Here is a 17107-nt window from a genome sequence, read left to right as displayed (position 1 = left end):
ATTTCACCTTCGCAGCACTCTGCACAACAAATGTTGCGAACTGATGCAGACCGGTCGGCAAAGCTTTCGCCCGTTGCTGGCAAAAGGCTAAGCTACAGATAATCAGTGCGGGCATTGCCAGCACTTGTCATGTTTTTTCTGTCCGGACGTCTCATGCGCAGTCGCCTTCTCAATTTTTTGTCATGTTTTCTACTTTCTGCCGCTGCCGTTCAATCCGCACAGGCGGTGGACCTGTCTACCCAACGCCAATACTACGATGAAGCCAAGCGCGCCCTGGCGAAGGGCGACACCGGACCGTATTTCCGCTACAGCCAGGCCCTGGCCGACTATCCGCTGGAGCCGTACCTGGCTTACGACGAGCTGACCGCGCGCTTGAAAACCGCGAGCAATGCCGAGATTGAGAAGTTCCTCGCCGAACACGGTGACCTGCCCCAGGCCAACTGGATGAAGCTGCGCTGGTTGCGCTGGCTGGCGGAACGCGGCGACTGGGCGACCTTCGTCAAGTACTACGACCCCAAGATGAATTTCACCGAACTGGACTGCCTCAACGCGCAGTACCAGATCAGCCACAACCAAAAGACCGAAGGTTACGCCAACGCCAACAAGCTCTGGCTGAGCGGTAAAACGCAACCGGCAGCCTGTGATGCCCTGTTCGGCATGTGGGCTGCCGAAGGCCAGTTGACCGAGCAGAAGCGCTGGGAACGCGCCAAGCTCGCCGCCCAGGCACGCAATTACCCACTGGCCAACAGCCTGGTCAATGGCTTGACCACCCTGGCCCCCCGTGGTCGCCTGCTGGTCGATGTGGCCCAGAATCCCGAGCTGCTCAATTCGCCGTCGCGCTTCGCCCCGGCCGACGAACCGATGTCGGACATTGTCAGCCTCGGCCTGCGCCGCTTAGCCCGTCAGGATCCGGACAGGGCCATGGCCCTGCTCGACGGTTACGCCAGCAGCATGCACTTCTCGCGCGACGAAAAAGTGGCCATCGCCCGGGAAATCGGGCTGACCCTGGCGCGACGTTTCGACAGCCGCGCGCTGGACATGATGACCAAATACGACCCGGAACTGCGCGACAACACGGTGTCTGAGTGGCGCATGCGTTTGTTGCTGCGCCTGGCGCGCTGGGACGATGCCTACCAGTTGACTCGCCGCCTGCCCCAGGACCTGGCCACCACCAACCGCTGGCGCTACTGGCAGGCCCGCAGCCTGGAACTGGCGCAGCCGCAAAACCCCGAGGCACTCAATCTCTATAAGAGCCTGGCCCGCGAGCGCGATTTCTACGGCTTCCTCGCCGCCGACCGTTCGCAGTCGCCGTATTCGCTGAACAACAAACCGCTGGTGCTCAGCCAGGCACTGATCAACAAGGTGCGTAACACCCCTGGCATACGCCGCGCCCTGGAGTTTCATGCCCGCGGACAGATCGTCGACGGTCGCCGCGAGTGGTATCACGTCAGCCGCCACTTCAGTCGCGATGAAATGGTTGCCCAGGCGAAACTGGCCTACGACCTGAAATGGTATTTCCCGGCGATTCGCACCATCAGCCAGGCGCAGTACTGGGACGACCTGGACATTCGCTTCCCGATGGCCCACCGCGACACCCTGGTGCGTGAAGCCAAGGTCCGTGGCCTGCATTCCAGCTGGGTATTTGCCATCACCCGCCAGGAAAGCGCCTTCATGGAAGATGCCCGCTCCAGCGTCGGTGCCAGCGGCCTGATGCAATTGATGCCGGGCACCGCCAAGGAAACCGCGCGCAAGTTCAGCATTCCGCTGGCCTCGCCGCAGCAGGTGTTCAACCCGGACAAGAACATCCAGCTGGGCGCGGCTTACCTGAGCCAGGTTCACAGCCAGTTCAACGGCAACCGCGTCCTCGCCTCCGCCGCCTACAACGCCGGCCCCGGCCGCGTGCGCCAATGGCTGCGTGGTGCCGATCACCTGAGCTTCGACGTCTGGGTGGAAAGCATCCCGTTCGACGAAACCCGCCAGTACGTACAGAACGTGCTGTCGTATTCAGTGATCTACGGCCAGAAACTCAACTCGCCGCAACCGCTGGTGGATTGGCATGAGCGGTATTTCGACGATCAGTGAGTTTGATTGAGGCAAGATCAAAAGATCGCAGCCTGCGGCAGCTCCTACGGGGTGTACACCGTCCCACTGTAGGAGCTGCCGCAGGCTGCGATCTTTTGATTCTGATTCTCAAATCCAAATGGCATCCCACAAGGGATATTCGCCAACCCTGGAAACCAACCCGGCCCGCAACGGATTCATGACGATATACCGCGCAGCTCCCTTGATATCCTCATCACGCCGTAACGCGCGATCGTAATACCCCCGCTGCCACAATCGCCCCTGCTCACCGCGCACCAGATTGATCGAACGGCTGCTTCTGGATTTGATGCGGCACATCAACTCCGCCAGGGACCCATTTTTCAATTCAATCAGCCAATGCAGGTGATCCGGCATTACGACCCAGGCCATGGAAGTGACCGACGCGCTTTCATCAGCGCAGCGCAGTTGATCCACCAAAAGACGACCCAAACGCCAATCAGCAAATACCAGCTGGCGCTGATGAGTGACTGCTGTCAGCAGATAGAGGCGACCCTGTTCAGCAAATCTGGACTTGCGCAGGCGACACCCATTTGCGGCGATGGGCATTCCGTTGCCCTCCCTGAATATGCGGATTGCACAAGATTAGCCCACTGAGATGAGACCGCTGATATGCGCAATTTCTGCATATTTCAGAGCGCCGTTACCGGGTGAGTTACTGGGTCGGTTACTGGGTCGCTCAACAACTCCATCTCACGAAACCTCACGCTTATCACTGAACTGCAACGCCGCCAACCGCGCATACAGCGCGTTGCTCGCAATCAACGACTGGTGCGTGCCCACTGCCACCAACTTGCCCTGGTCCATCACCGCAATGCGATCGGCGTTTTTGACGGTGGCCAGGCGGTGGGCGATGACCAGGGTGGTGCGGTTTTTCATCAGGCTCGGCAATGCCTGCTGGATCAGGTGCTCGCTCTGCGCGTCGAGGGCGCTGGTGGCTTCGTCCAGCAGCAGGATGGGCGCATCCACCAGCAACGCGCGGGCGATGGCCAGGCGCTGGCGCTGGCCGCCGGACAAGCCGAGGCCGCCGTCGCCCAGGTGCGTCTGGTAGCCGTTGGGCATGGCTTCGATGAAGTCGTGGGCATAGGCGATTTTTGCGGCCTCGCGGACCTCCTCCGAGGTCGCCGTCGGGTTGCCGTAGCGCAGGTTGTCTTCGATGCTGCCGAAAAACAGCGCCGGGGTTTGCGACACCAGTGCAAAGCAGCGCCGCAGGTCCAGCGGATCGAGTTGGGTCAGGGGCACGCCATCGAGCAGGATGCGCCCTTCGGCGGGGTCGTAAAAGCGCAGCAGCAGGTCATACACCGTCGATTTGCCCGCCCCGGAGGGCCCGACCAACGCCAGGGTCTCCCCGGCCTGGATGGTCAGGCTCAGGCCGTCGACGGCGTAGCTTTCAGGGCGCGATGGATAGCTAAAGCGCACATCCTGCAACACCAGGTCACCCTTCACCCGCTCGGGCAAGGTCACCAGGCCAGTGGACGGCGACTGGATGATGTTCTGCGCCCGCAGCAACTCGGCGATCCGTTCTGCCGCGCCCGCTGCGCGCTGCAACTCGCCGATCACCTCACTCAAGGTGCCGAACGCACTGCCGACGATCAGGCTGTAGAAGACAAACGCCGCCAGCTCACCCGCGGAAATCCGCCCGGCAATCACGTCCATGCCGCCAACCCAGAGCATCACGCCGACGGCGCCCAACACCAGCACGATCACCAGGGTAATCAGCCAGGCGCGCTGGAAAATGCGCTTGCGCGCGGTGTCGAACGCCTCCTCCACGGTGACGGCGAACCGCTGTTCGTCCTGGGCCTGGTGGTTGTAGGCCTGCACGGTCTTGATCTGGCCCAGGGTCTCGGACACGTAGCTGCCGATGTCGGCAATCCGGTCCTGGCTCAGGCGCGACAGGCTGCGCACCCGCCGGCCAAAAATCAGGATCGGCGCGATCACCAACGGCAAGGCGACCACCACGATGCTGGTGAGTTTTGGATTGGTGACAAACAGCAGGACAATCCCGCCAATCACCATCAGCAAGTTGCGCAGGAACAATGACAGGGACGAGCCGATCACCGATTGCAGCAGCGTGGTATCGGCGGTCAGGCGCGACTGGATCTCGGAACTGCGGTTGTCCTCGTAGAAACCCGGGTGCAGGTACACCAGATGGTTGAACACCCGGCGACGGATGTCGGCGACGCAACGCTCGCCGATCCACGACACCAGGTAAAACCTCGCAAAGGTGCCGACCGCCAGACCGATTACCAGCAACATGAACAAAGCGATGGACTGGTTGAGCAAATGCGGCGACTGGGTCATGAAACCCTGGTCCACCAGCAGTCGAATGCCCTGCCCCATGGACAAGGTAATACCCGCCGTGACGACCAGCGCGAACAGGGCGCCCAGTGCCTGCCAGCGGTAAGGTGCGATGAAACGACCGGCCAGGCGGAGCGCACGACGGTGACGAACAGTGAGCATTGGCATCATCCAGAAAGGAGCCATAAACAGGACCAGCGTACACCGACCAACAAGGTGCAATGGCTGAATCAGAATGAGTCAGGTTAATTATGACCATGCAGTCTAGTGCCTAGACAGTATTGGTCTAAAGTTCGGGTAGCCATGTCGGGATATTTCTGGTCGACTGGCGATGCCGTTCAGGAGCGATCGCAGGGAGTTGTCACAGCCTGGTCACCTGACGGTTTTAATCTAGGCACACAACCTGATGAGGAGACAGGCCATGTCCTTGCAACAACGCAGCGATGACAAGATTCAAGTGATCCGCACGCAGCCAGACCAGTCTCTGGGGTGCTCGATAATCGATGAACAGGGCCGCGAAGTACCGATCACTGAAAAGATGATCCAGAAAGCGTGCAAAGAACTGGAGAAGCGATTGGTCAAGCCTGCCGAAGAGAAGTGATGTAACCACCGTCTTCATTGACCCGGCCCTTTGAGGGCCGGGTTTTTTATGGGTTTTTTCTGCAAGATTTGCGGTGTGGCCCTTCGCGAGCAAGCCCGCTCCCACATTGACCGAGTTGTTCAGGCAGGCGCGGTTTAATGTGGGAGCGGGCTTGCTCGCGAAGGGGCCTACTCGGTCTCTAGACAGCCGTCGCGCCCAGCGCCGCCACGATCTGCTGCAACGCTGGCGCATCCCCGTCGATACGCACCTGCAACCCGTCGATCTCCCGTCGTGACGGGTAGTTCTTGCGCAACACATCGAACGCCGCACGCTGCTCGCTCACACGGCCGACCAGGCTGCGGCGAAAATCCGCATCGTCACGGCGCGGGTCGTACACGCCACGGCACAACATCGCCAGGGCCCACGCCGGGTCGGTATCCCCGCTCAAGGTCACCTGCGACAGCCACGGGGCTGGCAGCAAGTCGCCGAGGCTGACCTGGGGCGCTTGCCCGAGGAACTCGCAGTACGCCTGATAGATCTGCGCCGTACCGCGCTGCTTGCCATCGAGGCTGTACCCGGCAATGTGCGGCGTGGCCAGCACGCAGAGTTCGGCCAGGGCCACATCGACTTCGGGCTCGCCCTCCCAGACATCGAGCACCGCCTGCAGGTCTTCGCGCTGCAGCAGCACCTCTCGCAAGGCGGTGTTGTCCACTACCGGGCCACGGCTGGCGTTGATCAGCCAGGTGCCGGGCTTGAGCTGGTTCAGGCGGCGTTGATCGAACAGGTGCCAGGTGGGCTGGGCGCCCTTGCGGGTCAGCGGGGTGTGCAGGCTGATGACATCGCACTGCTCGATGATCTGTTCAAGGCTGACGTAGTCGCCACCCTCGGCGGCCTGGCGTGGCGGATCGCAGACCAGCACCTTCCAGCCCAGCCCCTGCAGGACCTTGACCAGTCGTCCCCCGACCTCACCAGCACCCACCACGCCGTAGGTGCGTTGGGTCAGGTCGGCGCCTTCGATTTCAGCCAGGGTCAGCAGGCTGCCGAGTACGTAGTCGACCACGCCCCGGGCGTTGCATCCCGGCGCGCTGGACCAGGTGATGCCGGTCTGTTGAAAGTACTCCAGGTCCAGGTGATCGGTGCCGATGGTGCAGGTGCCGACAAAACGCACCTTGCTGCCTTCGAGCAATGCACGGTCGACGCGGGTGACCGAACGCACCAGCAGTACATCGGCCTGTTCGACGGTGGCGCGGTCGATGGAACGCCCCGGCACCCGGCGGATTTCACCGAATGTCTGGAAGAAAGCGTCGAGCAGGGGGATATTTTCGTCGGCAACGATCAGCATGTCAGGCTCCTTTGGCGGACCGGCAGTGTAGGCGTAGTTGATGTCTTGCGCCTAGCGCCGATGCCCTCCCCGATCATCGATCACTGATCACCGATCCCTTGTAGGAGCGAGCATGCTCCGGGCGGCGTTCCGACGATGAACCTGAGAGCGCCGCGGGGTGTCAGCTTTCCCACGTCATCGTTGACGTCCATCGTCGGAACGCCGCCCGGAGCATGCTCGCTCCTACAGAGGGAGGGGTGGGATTACAAATCCCCAACACAGTCTTTTCCTGACCGCTGCGTCAACGCGTAGAATGCGCAGCCGCGCATGAACAATCTTTGGACGCTTTGCCCTTGAATTCCGTGACTCCCCACACCGCCAGCCCTTCCCTCTCCCGCCCCGCCCGGGTCCGCCTGGAGCTGAAAAACCTGCTCGGCCTGGCCTTGCCGATCATGATCGCGCAACTGGCCACCACGGCGATGGGCTTTGTCGACGCGGTGATGGCTGGCCGGGTCGGGCCGCGCGACCTGGCGGCAGTGGCGCTAGGCAACTCGATCTGGGTGCCGGTGTTCCTGTTGATGACCGGCACGTTGCTGGCCACCACGCCGAAAGTCGCCCAGCGCTTTGGTGCCGGGACCCACAGCGAGATCGGCCCGATCGTGCGTCAGGCGCTGTGGCTGGCGTTGGTGGTGGGCCTGATCGCGACCGGCCTGCTGCTGGGCGCCGAGCCGGTCCTGCGCGTGATGAAGGTCGATCCCGAGCTGATCGGCCCCTGCATGCAGTACCTGCACGGCATCGCCAGCGGCCTGCCTGCGGTCGCGATCTACCATGTGCTGCGCTGCTTCAGTGACGGCCTGGGCCGCACTCGCCCGGCGATGGTCCTGGGCCTGTGCGGCCTGGCACTGAACATTCCGCTGAACTACGTGTTCATCTATGGCCACTTCGGCGTGCCGGCCATGGGCGGCGTCGGTTGCGGCTGGGCCACGGCGATCGTGATGTGGGTGATGGCCCTGGGCATGGCCGGCTGGGAGCGCTGGGCGCCAGCCTATCAATCGAGCCAGCTGTTCAGCCGTTTCGATTGGCCACAATGGTCGGTGATCAAGCGCCTGCTGGGCATCGGCCTGCCTATCGGCATTGCCGTATTCGCCGAGTCGAGCATCTTCGCCGTAATCGCCCTGTTGATCGGCAGCCTCGGCGCCACCGTGGTCGCCGGTCACCAGATCGCCCTCAACTTCAGCTCGCTGGTGTTCATGATCCCCTACTCCCTGGGCATGGCCGTGACCGTGCGGGTCGGCCAGGCGCTGGGGCGCGAGCAACCCCGTGAAGCGCGTTTCGCCGCAGGCGTCGGCATGGGCACGGCGTTGGCGTACGCCTGCCTGTCGGCGAGCATGATGCTATTGCTGCGTGAGCACATCGCGACGATCTACACGGCGGACCCGACGGTGATCAAGGTGGCGGCGATGTTGATCGTGTATTCGGCGCTGTTCCAGTTTTCCGACGCGATCCAGGTCACGGCGGCTGGCGCGTTGCGCGGCTATCAGGACACCCGGGTGACGATGATCCTGACCCTGTTCGCCTACTGGGGCATCGGCCTGCCGGTGGGCTACGCCCTGGGCTTGACCGACTGGCTGGGCACGCCAAGCGGCCCGAGCGGTCTGTGGCAGGGCCTGATCGTCGGCCTGAGCTGCGCGGCGCTGATGCTGTCGATCCGCCTGACGCGCAGTGCACGCAAGCGGATTCGCCTGTAGGAGCGAGCATGCTCCGGGCGGCGTTCCGACGATGGACGTCAACGATTACGCGGGGAGCCTGACACCCCGCGGCGCCCTCGGGTTTTTCGCGAGCATGCTCGCTCCTACAAGGGCTTTGTGGGTCAGCTGGATTTTTTGCGGATCCAGTAGAGGTAGGTGCCCGCGTATTCATGCTGCCCTACCAGTTCATGGTCGAGGAACACGCAGAACTTGGGGATATCGCGGCGGGTCGACGGATCGGTGGCGATCACCTTGAGCAGGCCGCCAGGCACCAGGTCACGGATGTGCTGGTGCAGCATCATCACCGGCTCCGGGCAGTTGAGGCCGGTGGCGTCGAGGGTGCCGTCTACCGGCTTATCAAGCATTTCACTCATGATTAACTCCTGAAACTTGCCGGCATTGTACACCGCTGACTGATCGTTCCCACGCTCTGCGTCACATCCAAAGGCGGAACGCGGAGCGTCCCTGGCGGCATTCCCACGCAGAGCGTGGGAACGATCGGTACGCAAGGTCAGCGGGATTTCGGTTTCTTCACGTCCAGCCGGCGCAAATGGCAGGTCACTTCCTCACGGTCGTGGTACAGCTGCTTGCAGCCGATCTCCACGCGAATGCCCCGGGCCTTGAAGCCTTCGGCAATACGCTCCAGCAAGCGCTTCACCTCGGCGTAACGCTGCTTCATCGGTAGCTTGAGGTTGACCACCGCCTCGCGGCAATGCCCCTCGCCGATCCACTCCTCGAGCATCGCCGCATTACGCGCCGGCTTCTCGACGATGTCGCAGACCATCCAGTCCACCGGCTGCTTGGGCTTGAAGGTGAAACCGTCGGCCATCAAATGCTGCACCAAGCCGGTGTCCATCAAGCTTTCAGCCATCGGGCCATTGTCGATGGCGGTCACCAGCATGCCTCGGTTGACCAGCTGCCAGGTCCAGCCGCCAGGCGCAGCACCCAGGTCGACCCCGGTCATGTCGCTGTGCAGGCGCTCGTCCCATTGGTCGCGCGGAATGAAGTGATGCCAGGCCTCTTCAAGCTTCAAGGTCGAACGGCTCGGCGCCTCGCGCGGGAATTTCAAACGCGGAATGCCCATCGGCCACATCGCCGAATTGTTCGACTCTGCCAGGCCAACGAACACTTCACGGCCGCTCTTGAACGTCAGCAACAAGCGCGGCTTGTTCGCGTCGTCCACCAGCTTGCCGGCGCCGATCAGCGCCTTGCGCAACGGGCCTTCGAATTTCTTGCAGAAGTTCGACAGCTCCTTGCCATCATTGGTATCGACCACTTCCAGCCACAGGCTGCCGCAGGTCGGAAAATCCGCCAGGTGCGCGAGAATCACGCTGATGCGATCACTCTCCGGCAGGTCGATGAAAATCCCCCGGGCCCACTGGCGCGGGAAGATCAGGTTGGCAAAACGCTGCCCGCGCATCAGGCGCTCGGCGCCGTCTTCTTCGGTGCAGACAAACTCGGCGCAGGCGCTGGCGGCCTTGGCCTTGGCATAACCGGCCACGTTCAGTTGTGCGGCCAGGTCGGAAATCTCGGAACAGACTTCACCTTCGAAGCCCGGCCGGCAATGCATGAAAAGGGTGTTCATTCTTACTCCTGGGCAGAGGGCGAGACATTCAACCCCTGCGCGATGCCCAGACTTGCGCTAACGCAATGTCTGTCACGAAAACCGGCGCATGATAGCCGACTTCGGAACCTCGGACTTGCCCATAGAGTCCAGTTATTAGCCAGCTACGTAAAACAGGGCTAGGTTTAATGCTCTGCCCGTCCCCTCAGTCCGCCGCCGTGCGGACTCAAAGGAGTGATCGTAATGCCGTCCCTCGATAGCCTGAACACCCTTAAAACCCTGCAAGTCGACGACAAGCTCTACCACTATTACAGCCTGCCGGAGGCCGCCAGAAGCCTCGGCGACCTGGACGCGCTGCCCATGTCGCTCAAAGTGCTGCTGGAAAACCTGCTGCGCTGGGAAGACGCCAAGACCGTCACCGGCGCCGACCTCAAGGCCATCGCCGCCTGGCTCAAGGAGCGCCGCTCCGACCGCGAAATCCAGTACCGGCCGGCCCGGGTGCTGATGCAAGACTTCACCGGCGTGCCCGCCGTGGTCGACCTGGCCGCCATGCGCGCGGCGATGGCCAAGGCCGGCGGCGACCCGCAGCGCATCAACCCGCTGTCGCCGGTGGACCTGGTGATCGACCACTCGGTGATGGTCGACAAGTTCGCCACCAGCAGCGCCTTCGAACAGAACGTCGACATCGAAATGCAGCGCAACGGCGAGCGTTACGCCTTCCTGCGCTGGGGCCAGAGCGCCTTCGACAACTTCAGCGTGGTGCCGCCGGGCACCGGCATCTGCCACCAGGTCAACCTCGAATACCTGGGCCGCACCGTCTGGACCAAGGACGAAGACGGCCGCACCTACGCCTTCCCCGACACCTTGGTCGGCACCGACTCCCACACCACCATGATCAACGGCCTCGGCGTACTCGGCTGGGGCGTCGGCGGCATCGAAGCCGAAGCGGCGATGCTCGGCCAACCGGTGTCGATGCTGATTCCCGAAGTGATCGGCTTCAAGCTCACCGGCAAACTCAAGGAAGGCATCACCGCCACCGACCTGGTGCTGACCGTCACCCAGATGCTGCGCAAGAAAGGCGTGGTCGGCAAATTCGTCGAGTTCTACGGCGACGGCCTGGCCGACCTGCCCCTGGCCGACCGCGCGACCATCGCCAACATGGCGCCGGAGTATGGCGCCACCTGCGGCTTCTTCCCGGTGGACGACGTCACCCTGAACTACCTGCGCCTGTCTGGCCGCCCCGAGGCCACGGTGAAACTGGTCGAGGCCTACAGCAGGGTGCAAGGCCTGTGGCGCCTGCCAGGCCAGGAACCACAATTCACCGACAGCCTGGCCTTGGACATGACCAGCGTCGAAGCCAGCCTGGCTGGGCCCAAGCGCCCGCAAGACCGTGTCGCGCTGCCGAATGTGGCGCAAGCCTTCAGCGACTTCGTCGGCCTGCATCTCAAACCCACCAGCAAGGAAGAAGGCCGCCTGGAAAGCGAAGGCGGTGGCGGCGTAGCGGTGGGCAACGCGGACATGGCCGGTGAAGTGGACTACGAGTACGAAGGCCAGACCCTTCGCCTGAAAAACGGCGCGGTGGTGATCGCCGCCATCACCTCCTGCACCAACACCTCCAACCCGAGCGTGATGATGGCGGCGGGGCTGGTGGCGAAAAAAGCCGTGGAAAAAGGCCTGAGCCGCAAACCCTGGGTGAAAAGCTCCCTGGCCCCAGGCTCGAAAGTGGTCACCGATTATTACAAGGCGGCCGGCTTGACGCAGTACCTCGACACCCTGGGCTTTGACCTGGTCGGCTATGGCTGCACCACCTGCATCGGCAACTCCGGACCGCTGGCGGAGCCCATCGAACAAGCCATCCAGAAAGCCGACCTCACCGTGGCCTCGGTGCTGTCGGGCAACCGCAACTTCGAGGGCCGGGTCCATCCGCTGGTGAAAACCAACTGGCTGGCCTCGCCGCCGCTGGTGGTCGCCTACGCCCTGGCCGGCACCGTGCGCATCGACCTCAGCCAAGAGCCCCTGGGCGAAGACCAGAACGGCAAGTTGGTGTACCTGCGCGACATCTGGCCCAGCAGCCAGGAAATCGCCGAAGCGGTCGAACAGGTCAACACCGCCATGTTCCACAAGGAATACGCCGAAGTATTCGCCGGCGACGAACAATGGCAAGCCATCGAAGTACCGCAAGCGGCCACCTACGTCTGGCAGGACGACTCGACCTACATCCAGCATCCGCCGTTCTTCGACGACATCGGCGGTCCGCCACCGGTGGTCAAGGACATCAGCGGCGCACGCATCCTCGCCCTGCTCGGCGACTCGGTGACCACCGACCACATCTCCCCCGCCGGCAACATCAAGGCCGACAGCCCGGCAGGCCACTACCTGCGCGACAAAGGCGTGGAACCGCGCGACTTCAACTCCTACGGCTCACGCCGCGGCAACCACCAGGTGATGATGCGCGGCACCTTCGCCAACATCCGCATCCGTAACGAAATGCTCCACGGCGAGGAAGGCGGCAACACCTACTTCATCCCTACCGGCGAAAAACTGCCGATCTACGACGCCGCCATGCGCTACCAAGCTACCGGCACCCCGCTGGTGGTGATCGCCGGCCAGGAATACGGCACCGGCTCCAGCCGCGACTGGGCCGCCAAGGGCACTAACTTGCTGGGGATCAAGGCGGTCATCGCCGAAAGCTTCGAACGCATCCATCGCTCCAACCTGGTAGGCATGGGCGTATTGCCGTTGCAGTTCAAGCTCGACCAGAACCGTAAGAGCCTGAACCTGACTGGCCGGGAAACCCTGGACATCCTGGGGCTGACGGGCGTTGAGCTGACACCACGGATGAATTTGACCCTGGTCATCACTCGGGAAAACGGTAGCCAGGAAAAAATCGAAGTGCTGTGTCGGATTGATACGCTGAATGAGGTGGAATACTTCAAGTCGGGGGGGATCTTGCATTACGTGTTGCGGCAGTTGATTGCCTCGTAATCGCGTGGCTATAGCTGTTGATGCTTCAGGTGCCGTTCTTCGTTAGCGGCGCCTGACGCCCCCCCTACAACCTGCCCACCATGCGGAGCCAGGCTTGAAACGGCGAAGGAATGATCACAGCCAACCAATCTCCCGGCCCGACCCGAACAACTGTGGGAGCGGGCTTGCTCGCGAAGGCGGCCTGACAGCCAACCCATCTCCCGCAGCCCTCCCCAATCAACTGTGGGAGCGAGCCTGCTCGCGAAGGCGTCCTGACAGTCAACCCATCTCCCGCGGCCATACCCGATCAACTGTGGGAGCGAGCCTGCTCGCGAAGGCGGCCTGACAGCCAACCCATCTCCCGCAGCCCTCCCCGATCAACTGTGGGAGCGGGCTTGCTCGCGAAGGCGGCCTGACAGCCAACCCATCTCCCGCGCCCCTACCCGATCAACTGTGGGAGCGAGCCTGCTCGCGAAGGCGTCCTGACAGCCAACCCATCTCCCGCGGCCATACCCGATCAACTGTGGGAGCGGGCTTGCTTGCGAAGGCGGCCTGACAGCCAACCTGTGGCTTGTTGACCGCGTACATATCCATTCCTGCGGTAACGGCCACTTATGGTTTCGCTTTTACAGCGAGTCACTTGGAAGAGCCCCAAGTAACCAAGGGCTCTTGCCCCTGGCGTTCGGTGCCTCGCTAATGCTCGGCATGCCCTCGCTCCGGTCCTGCTCCGTGGGTCGCCGCGATGGGCCATCCTTGGCCCAGCGCGGCTAAACCGGCATCCTTGCCGGTTTACCCACTGCGCAGAACCTCCACTCGGCCTCTCGAGGGGGCAAGAAAATCAAAAGCCAGATCACAATCAAAAGCGAGGCGGCCGACCGGCCGGCCTGATCGGAAGCCATACACATACCCCCTGTGCCGGTTTGTCAGCGATGACGGCCCGACAGCTAACCCATCACTTCCGAATACACCCAAATCCACTGTAGGAGCTGGCTTGTCGGGCCGCCGCATCGCAGCGATGGCGGCCTAATAGCCAACCTGGATTTTGTTGACCGCGTACATATCCATTCCTGCGGTAACGGCCACTTATGGTTTCGCTTTTACAGCGAGTCACTTGGAAGAGCCCCAAGTAACCAAGGGCTCTTGCCCCTGACGTTCGGTGCCTCGCTAATGCTCGGCATGCCCTCGCTCCGGTCCTGCTCCGTGGGTCGCCGCGATGGGCCATCCTTGGCCCAGCGCGGCTAAACCGGCATCCTTGCCGGTTTAGCCACTGCGCAGAACCTCCACTCGGCCTCTCGACGGGGCAAGAAAATCAAAAGCCAGATCACAATCAAAAGCGAGGCGGCCGACCGGCCGGCCTGATCGGAAGCCATACGCATCCCCCCCGTAGGAGCCAGGCTTGCCGGCGAATGCGTACTCACAACCAATGACCGCCTTACAGGTGACACACGAAAAAAGCACCTGCCTGACTACTTGGAAAGCTTGATAACTGAACCCAAAACAATATTTCGTAGCCCTGCCCCAACCCATAAGCTCAAGAAATGCAAACCCCTGCCGATAAGACGATAATAAGGGCAATACGCTGTGGTAGGGTATTTTAGAAATGTGTCGTTATGGGTTTAGCGTATGAAAGAGATTTATCTATTGATCGAGCACGGCATCGATCAAGGCGAAGTGTATGTTCTTGGTTGGTTCGATGATGAGAAAAGGGCGAAGGAAGTCGCCGAGGAAAAAGAGTGGGAGGCGTATCGCGAAGCCTTGAAAACAGGACACGCCTGGTCGAATCACAAGCCGTTAGCGCCGGATCAAACGGAGTACCGTCGATTCTGGATCAAAGAGGTTTCCAAGTTTGATCGCGTCCCCGTCCCAAGGTCCTCGGCCGTTCATTGAGCCTCGCGCACGTGCTGACGCATCCCAGCAGCATCTGCGATTTGCTTTCCGATAGCCCGCCGTCGCAGCCTGGCCGAGCGGCCACCGGACAACCTGATGTCGAATGCACGCGGCTCCCTGTAGGAGCCAGCGGTGCGGAGATCTGACTTGCCGGCGAAACCTCCCGAAAGTCCAACGCACCGCTCAAGCCCGCCATCGCCGGCGCGACAGCCCTATGTCACCCACACTTTATGCGCTGGCTGTTCAGCCCATACTCTCTGAAGGGAACAGCATTATCCACAAAATGCTGACTTTGTGGGGGACCACATCCCTGTGCTCAATACTCGCGTTATAGAAATGACCGGTACTACGTCAAACCGCAACTAATACTCAGTATCACCTTCGATCTTGAAATGCATGACCCACCCCCTTATCGAAGTAACCAGGGCCATCAGAGGCATCAACATCAACAACGTCACAGCGATCACGGGCCAACTTGTCATATGCTTCCCCTTTTTCCAGCAGGATTCGGCAACGCGCCCTTAAACGAACTTCAGGCACCTTTAAACATAGTCACGCACTCTGTTTTACGCACTAAGACACAGCATCACAATTGCAGAAGCACGGCCATATCTGCCTAAATGCCCCACATTAAAGCGAGCTCACCCGAAACAAGGAAACGTTCATGCTCGTCATGCCCTGGCCATACCTGACACTCCTCTCTGCCGGCTATGTCCTGGCCCTCACCTATGGGCAAATTACCGCCCAGGCGAGCATCGCCATCATCCTGTTGCTGCTCACCGGTTTCGCCGCCCAGCAACAACACGCCCGCTACGTCCGCTATCTTGGTCATGCCGTATTCATCCTCCTGGCCCTCACCCTCGCTCTGCATTGGTGGCCGGGGTTTCAAAACGCCAGGATGATCGATCAGGAGCGCTTCACCGAGAACGCCGTGCCGTTCTCGATGTATCTCAACCTGGATAAACCGCTGATAGGCTTCTGGCTGTTACTCGTGTGCCCATGGATCATCGGCCGCCACTCATTTATGCAAGCGATAAAAGCAGGCGCCCTGACCCTCACCCTAACGGCACTCGTTACGCTCGGGGGAGCATCGCTGCTGGGAATCGTAGAATGGTCGCCGAAATGGCCGCCGCAGGCATGGCTGTGGATAAACAACAACCTGCTACTGGTGACGCTAGTAGAAGAAGCGCTATTTCGCGGCTACATACAAGGTGGCTTGAGCCGGCGCCTCCAACACCTGCACTACGGCGAACACCTTGCCCTGTTAATCGCTTCTCTATTATTCGGGCTGGCGCACTGGGGGGCCGGTTGGGAGTGGGTAATGTTGGCGACCTTGGCAGGCGCTTGTTATGGGCTCGCATATCGATTTGGCGGATTGGCAGCCGCCATGGCTACTCACTTTGGTTTGAATCTACTGCATTTTGTATTGTTCACTTACCCGATGCTGACCAACTGACCGATTACCTGAACGACAAAAGCCAACGCTAATGTCATCCGTTTCAGTCAAAAATCTCGACAATGCCAACCACTTCACCGCTATCGTCATCCATAACCGGCAAAGCCCGAATTTTGTGATCCAACATGTAAGCCTCGGCCTCGGACAATTGTGCAGACGCTTTCACTGTGTGCGGACTTAAGGTTAGGAACGAGTCGACGGTTTCGTTGACAACCCCTGGATTGCCCAGCAACGCACGACGTAGATCGCCATCGGTGACGATGCCGATGAGTTTTTCGTCCTCCATCACCAGGGCGAGCCCCAGGCGGCTTGATGTCATAACGAGCAGGCAGTTGTGGAATGAAGTGTTGCGGGTCACTTTAGGGGTATTGGTGTGCATCACGTCACTGACGCGCGTCAGGAGTTTGCGACCAAGGCTGCCACCAGGGTGGTAGCGAGCGAAGTCCATTGGCTTGAAGTCGAGCGCAGCGATCAGCGCGACAGCAAGCGCATCACCCATGGCCATGGTCGCGAGCGTTGAAGTCGTCGGAGCGAGGTTGTTGGGACACACCTCACGCTCGACGGATATATCTAGCCAGATGTCGGCATGCCGAGCTAGGGTGGATTCGCCGTCACCGGTCATGGCAATAATTTTGTTGCCGAATGACTTCAAGCTCGGGATCAACTTAACGACTTCTTCGGTTTCGCCACTGTAAGAAATCAGGATAAGCACATCGCTCGGCTTGAGCATGCCAAGATCACCATGAAAGGCTTCAGCCGGATGCAGAAAAAGACTTGGCGTACCCGTAGAGGCGAAAGTAGCGACCATTTTCTGACCGATAAGTCCGGATTTACCCATGCCGCAGACTGCCGCGCGGCCCTTGCAATCAAGGATGAGCTCCACTGCACGCTGAAACTGAGTGTCGAGGCGTGTTGCGAGTTGGCTGATGGCTTGCGACTGTGCGTTGAGTGCATCTTTAGCAATTGGAAGGTGATTCATGGGAAAGCCAAGGATCCTTGGTTAGGTGGTAAGCTTAAATAGATGTAAGCGAAGCATCCAACGCCGAGTTCTGTAAAGTGCCCAGCCGAAGTACGACATCGGTCAATTTTGTTTTGACCACCTGGGAAATGCCATACAAATTACTTCTTAGCAGCAAAGCTATCTTCATCGTCGAGTCGACCTGCAATGGGCGCCGCCTTAGGTAAAGGT

Annotated in this window: 12 protein-coding genes; 6 read left to right on the top strand and 6 right to left on the bottom strand. The window is 60.9% G+C overall.

The genetic code is table 11. The annotated features are described in order from the left end of the window. Positions 1–153: 153 nt before the first annotated feature. Positions 154–2082: a transglycosylase SLT domain-containing protein gene (locus HGP31_RS09375; protein WP_083348546.1), complete on the top strand. Its 1929-nt coding sequence runs from the start codon at positions 154–156 to the stop codon at positions 2080–2082. A gap of 108 nt (positions 2083–2190) precedes the next feature. Here the strand turns inward: HGP31_RS09375 and HGP31_RS09370 are convergent, their stop codons facing one another. Then, a complete protein-coding gene (locus tag HGP31_RS09370; RefSeq protein WP_168757536.1) occupies positions 2191–2649 on the bottom strand; it encodes an REP-associated tyrosine transposase in 459 nt (152 codons plus the stop codon). 144 nt (positions 2650–2793) lie between these two features. After that, complete coding sequence (locus HGP31_RS09365) at positions 2794–4560, bottom strand: ABC transporter transmembrane domain-containing protein (RefSeq protein WP_420850690.1); 1767 nt, start codon at positions 4558–4560, stop codon at positions 2794–2796. A 259-nt stretch (positions 4561–4819) separates the two neighbouring features. Here HGP31_RS09365 and HGP31_RS09360 point away from each other — a divergent pair, with 259 nt between their 5' ends. Further along, the gene (locus HGP31_RS09360; protein WP_083348543.1) at positions 4820–4999 is read left to right on the top strand and encodes a PA1571 family protein; all 180 of its coding nucleotides are present in this window, start codon (positions 4820–4822) and stop codon (positions 4997–4999) included. Positions 5000–5177: 178 nt separating this feature from the next. Here the strand turns inward: HGP31_RS09360 and pdxB are convergent, their stop codons facing one another. After that, entirely contained in the window at positions 5178–6320 is a 1143-nt protein-coding gene (gene pdxB, locus HGP31_RS09355; RefSeq protein ID WP_168757535.1) for a 4-phosphoerythronate dehydrogenase PdxB, read from the bottom strand. Between the two features lie 332 nt (positions 6321–6652). Between pdxB and HGP31_RS09350 the strand changes: the two genes are divergently transcribed. Then, positions 6653–8047: an MATE family efflux transporter gene (locus HGP31_RS09350; protein WP_168757534.1), complete on the top strand. Its 1395-nt coding sequence runs from the start codon at positions 6653–6655 to the stop codon at positions 8045–8047. Positions 8048–8169: 122 nt separating this feature from the next. Here the strand turns inward: HGP31_RS09350 and tusA are convergent, their stop codons facing one another. Then, a complete protein-coding gene (tusA, locus tag HGP31_RS09345) occupies positions 8170–8421 on the bottom strand; it encodes a sulfurtransferase TusA (RefSeq protein WP_168757533.1) in 252 nt (83 codons plus the stop codon). 137 nt (positions 8422–8558) lie between these two features. Beyond that, on the bottom strand, positions 8559–9632 hold the full coding sequence (gene rlmM / locus HGP31_RS09340) for a 23S rRNA (cytidine(2498)-2'-O)-methyltransferase RlmM (RefSeq protein WP_020801362.1): 1074 nt from the start codon (positions 9630–9632) through the stop codon (positions 8559–8561). Between the two features lie 222 nt (positions 9633–9854). Between rlmM and acnA the strand changes: the two genes are divergently transcribed. From acnA to HGP31_RS09325, 3 genes are all read left to right on the top strand, one after another. Further along, positions 9855–12596 (top strand): aconitate hydratase AcnA, encoded by a 2742-nt coding sequence (gene acnA, locus HGP31_RS09335; protein ID WP_168757532.1) that lies wholly within the window; start codon positions 9855–9857, stop codon positions 12594–12596. A 1602-nt stretch (positions 12597–14198) separates the two neighbouring features. Next, positions 14199–14462 (top strand): hypothetical protein, encoded by a 264-nt coding sequence (locus HGP31_RS09330; protein WP_020801156.1) that lies wholly within the window; start codon positions 14199–14201, stop codon positions 14460–14462. A gap of 664 nt (positions 14463–15126) precedes the next feature. Next, positions 15127–15918 carry a CPBP family intramembrane glutamic endopeptidase gene (locus tag HGP31_RS09325; protein ID WP_168757531.1) on the top strand — a complete coding sequence of 264 codons (792 nt, stop codon included), beginning with the start codon at positions 15127–15129 and terminating at the stop codon, positions 15916–15918. A gap of 43 nt (positions 15919–15961) precedes the next feature. Here the strand turns inward: HGP31_RS09325 and HGP31_RS09320 are convergent, their stop codons facing one another. Next, positions 15962–16897, bottom strand: coding sequence for a KpsF/GutQ family sugar-phosphate isomerase (locus HGP31_RS09320; protein WP_151141177.1), 936 nt, complete (start codon positions 16895–16897; stop codon positions 15962–15964). Positions 16898–17107 lie beyond the last annotated feature (210 nt).

The organism is Pseudomonas umsongensis, assembly GCF_012647205.1.
Classification (GTDB): Bacteria; Pseudomonadota; Gammaproteobacteria; order Pseudomonadales; family Pseudomonadaceae; genus Aquipseudomonas; species Aquipseudomonas umsongensis.
This window is presented reverse-complemented; position numbering and strand designations above follow the sequence as displayed.